This is a genomic window from Ameyamaea chiangmaiensis (assembly GCF_013376175.1).
Taxonomy (GTDB): domain Bacteria; phylum Pseudomonadota; class Alphaproteobacteria; order Acetobacterales; family Acetobacteraceae; genus Ameyamaea; species Ameyamaea chiangmaiensis.
Map to the genome: position 1 here is coordinate 1 of NZ_JABXXR010000210.1, position 3,547 is coordinate 3,547.

Sequence of the window (3,547 nt, forward strand, 5' to 3'; positions counted from 1 at the left end):
CGCTCCGGCGCAGCGCGACCGGCGCGCGCTGCGGCAGGAACGCCGGCATCGTCGCGACATGGCAGCACGGCGCGTCCGGTCCATGCCGTGGGGCGGACGGACCCAGGGTGCGCATCATGCCCCCGTCCATGCCCGCAGGGGCGGTAGCGTGTGCCGCAATATGACCGGCCATCGTCATGCCACAGGGCGCGGACGCGACACGTGCCTCCACCGGCAGGGCCCAAACGCCCGCACATCCCAGTATCATCACGAACAGGCGCAGGACGCGCACCACGACCGATCTCCCCGAAGCGACGTTGCCGGAAACGTAGCGCAGAACGCGGGACGGCGAAACGCATATCAGGCACCGCGCCGGGCATGCGGTTTGTTCCGGCAACAAAATCGTCCTACTATGTCCGCACGAATGCCGGTTCGTGCGGGCGACCGGTGCATGGCACGTGTGGTGTGTGCACGACTGTCCGCAGGCGGCACGACGATGGAACGGGACAGACGCAGACGTGCAACGACGCGACTTCATCAACGGCGTCTCCGCCGCGACCCTCGCCTCGCTTCTGGCAGGTGAACGCCCACGGTCGGCGCACGCGGCGCAGACATCCTATCCGCCCACGGCGCAGGGCCTTCGCGGCCAGTATCCGGGCTCGTTCGAAATCGCGCACGCCGCCCGCGACGGCGCCTTCACCGGGCCCGTGGCGGCACAGGATACGGGCGAGCATTATGACCTGGTGGTCGTGGGCGGCGGCATATCCGGGCTGAGTGCCGCATGGTTCTACCGTCAGGCACTGGGACCGAAGACGCGTATCCTGATCATCGACAACCACGATGATTTCGGCGGCCATGCCAAACGCAACGAGTTCCATGTCGGCAACCGGATGCTGCTGTCCTACGGCGGCACCATGAGCATCGAAACGCCTTTCCCCTATAGCTTTACGGCCAAGGCGCTGCTGTCCGAACTGGGGATCGACCTGTCGCGCAAAAGCCGCATCGAACAGCCGACGCGTTTTGCCGGCATGACGCGCGGCGTGTTTTTCGACAAGGCGCATTTTGGCGCCGATCGCATCGTAGCAGGGTACTCCGAGGCGGCGACGGACACATTCTGGCAGCAGACACCACTGGACGACGCCGCGCGCCGGGCGCTGGTGAAGCTGCATGCGCGCGATGCGAACCCTCTGCCCGACATGACGCCCGAGGCGCGCCGCGCCCTTCTGGAGCGCATCAGCTACGAGACGTTTCTGCGCCAATATGCGCGCCTGCCCGACCAGGCCGTGGCGTTTTTCGCCGGAGCCGCCTACCGCAACAATATGCGCCTCGACACATGTCCGGCCTTCAGCGCACTGCGCTACGGCGCCCCGGGCTTCGCTGGCATGGCGGTCGCGCAGGACCCGATCGTGGAGTCCGAGACATTCCATTTCCCCGACGGCAATGCGTCCATCGCCCGTCTTCTGGCCGGGCGGCTGGTGCCGGGGCTGTTTGGGACGCCCCAGACCATGGAGAGCATCGTAACCGCCCGCGCCGACTATGGCACTCTGGACCGGGCGTCGTCGCCGGTGCGCATACGGCTGGGACAGATGGTCGTGCGTGTCGAGCATACAGGCAGCGCCCCGGCCGCCGACAAGGCGACCGGGCGTATCGCCCCGGTCCGTGTGGTCTATCAGAAACCTGACGGGTCCGATCCGGTGCGGCACGCCGTCACGGCGGACAATGTTATTCTGGCCTGTTTCAACAACATCATTCCCTACATCATGCCCGAACTGCCCGATGCGCAGAAAGCCGCACTGAAATACCCGTCAAAGGTGCCGATGATGTACGCCAGCGTCGTGCTGTCGAACTGGCGCGCCTGGAAACAGGCGGGTATCGAAAACCTGATGGTGCCAAACGGCTATTACCAACATCTCCTACTGGACAGCCCGGCACGCTTCGCAGCGTTCGACACCGTGCGTTCGCCGGATGAGCCGATCACGCTGCATATGCTGCGCAACCCGAACTTTCCCGGTCATCCCCGCAAGGAACAGAACCGGATGGGTCGCGCGGAGATGCTCGCCACCTCGTTCAAGACGATTGAGGCCGCAACATGCGATCAGTTACAGCAGATTTTCGGCCCCTACGGATTCGACAGCGCCCGCGACATCCTCGGCCTGACCGTCAACCGCTGGCCCCACGGCTATGCCTACACCTATGACACGCTGGGCGATCCCGCGTTTCCTGATGCCGAGCAACCGCACATCATCGGGCGCCGCCCCTATGGTCGCGTGTCGATCGCCAATGCAGACGCGGGTGCATCGGCCTTCACCAACGTCGCGATCGACCAGGCCGAGCGCGCGGTCCAGGACGCCCTGGTCAGCCGCGCCTACGACTGACCGGCGGCCCGGCGGCCGGATGCGTCAGACGACGACCCGGCCGACACCTCAGCGATACCAGCCACCACGGCGATAGTCGCCGCGCCAGCCGCCACGGTCGTCATACCAGCCACCACGGCCGCCGTAATAGCCGCGATGCCACCCGGGGCCCCAGCCGGGCGGATGGGGGGGACCGTAATAACAGCCCGAAAGAGCAATGGCCGTCGCAAGGGCGATAACAGGCCGTATGACACGCATGGCACGAACCTCCTGAACTCAATAGACGATCTGACCGCGCCACCGTGGCAGGATCAAGGCACCTTCCGCGTCCGACATCGGCGGAATTGACGCGGACGCCGCCCGATGAGACATAGCGGCGGTTCAACACAATGACGGGGCGACAGGCAAGCGTGTTCAGCGGATCACTCGGTACCCGGCGCGGCAGGCTCGCCGCCTGGAACGACAGCCTGTTCGTCGACCACGCGGTCTTCCGGCTGGTCTGGACGAATGTTCACGCTGTCATCCCTGGCAAGGTCTATCGCTGCAATCACCCCACGCCGGGCCGTCTGCGGCGGCTGGTGCGCCGTTTCGGGATCCGCACGCTGGTCAATCTGCGGGGTCATCGGCAATGCGGGTCGGACGCCCTGTCGCGCACCGCCGCGCGCACTATCGGGATCGCCCATCTGGACATGGCGTTCGAGAGCCGCGGCGCCCCGCACCGCGACCGCATCGAACGGTTCGAGCAGATGTATCGTACCTTGGCGTTCCCGATGCTGATGCACTGCAAATCGGGTGCCGATCGAGCCGGACTGGCCTCGGCCCTGGTCGTCATGTTCGAAGGGGGCACAGCCACGGAGGCCCTGCGCCAGTTGTCGTGGCGCTTTGGCCATTTCCGCCGCGCACGCACCGGCGTGCTCGATGCGTTCTTCATGCGCTACCGCCGCGACGCGGAGGGGCGGCTGCCGTTCATGGAGTGGGTCCGCACCGAGTATGACGAAGCGGCCCTGAAGCGCGACTTCGTCAGCGGGCGCATTGCCTCCTTCCTGACCGACGAGATCCTGCGCCGCGAATAATCGCGCGTCAGCCGGGCGGCCGCATCCCGCCACAGGCGCTCCACCCGATCGCCACCGCGCCCAGACACAGCGTCAGGACGGCCAGGTACAGGGCGCCGCGCAACAGAGGCAGCCAGACCAGCCGCAGCCGCGTCCATGCCT

General features: G+C 66.3%; 4 protein-coding genes. 2 read left to right on the forward strand and 2 right to left on the reverse strand.

Features of this window, described 5'->3' with window-relative positions; all coding sequences use genetic code 11:
- Positions 1-274: hypothetical protein (locus HUK82_RS15235; RefSeq protein ID WP_176614755.1), on the reverse strand; the 274-nt coding region annotated here is incomplete at its 3' end.
- Positions 275-497: 223 nt separating this feature from the next.
- Here HUK82_RS15235 and HUK82_RS15240 point away from each other — a divergent pair.
- Positions 498-2,354, forward strand: coding sequence for an NAD(P)-binding protein (locus HUK82_RS15240; RefSeq protein WP_264802187.1), 1,857 nt, complete (start codon positions 498-500; stop codon positions 2,352-2,354).
- Between the two features lie 48 nt (positions 2,355-2,402).
- Here the strand turns inward: HUK82_RS15240 and HUK82_RS15245 are convergent, their stop codons facing one another.
- Positions 2,403-2,591 (reverse strand): hypothetical protein, encoded by a 189-nt coding sequence (locus HUK82_RS15245; protein WP_176614756.1) that lies wholly within the window; start codon positions 2,589-2,591, stop codon positions 2,403-2,405.
- A 152-nt stretch (positions 2,592-2,743) separates the two neighbouring features.
- On the opposite strand from HUK82_RS15245, the gene HUK82_RS15250 reads away from it, so the two are divergent.
- Positions 2,744-3,406 (forward strand): tyrosine-protein phosphatase, encoded by a 663-nt coding sequence (locus HUK82_RS15250; protein ID WP_176614758.1) that lies wholly within the window; start codon positions 2,744-2,746, stop codon positions 3,404-3,406.
- The last annotated feature ends 141 nt before the right edge of the window (positions 3,407-3,547 follow it).

What these genes read in the sequence shown, in the direction of transcription:
- HUK82_RS15245 (WP_176614756.1), bottom strand. Translation starts at nt 2,591, where the DNA reads ATGCGTGTCATACGGCCTGTTATCGCCCTTGCGACGGCCATTGCTCTT.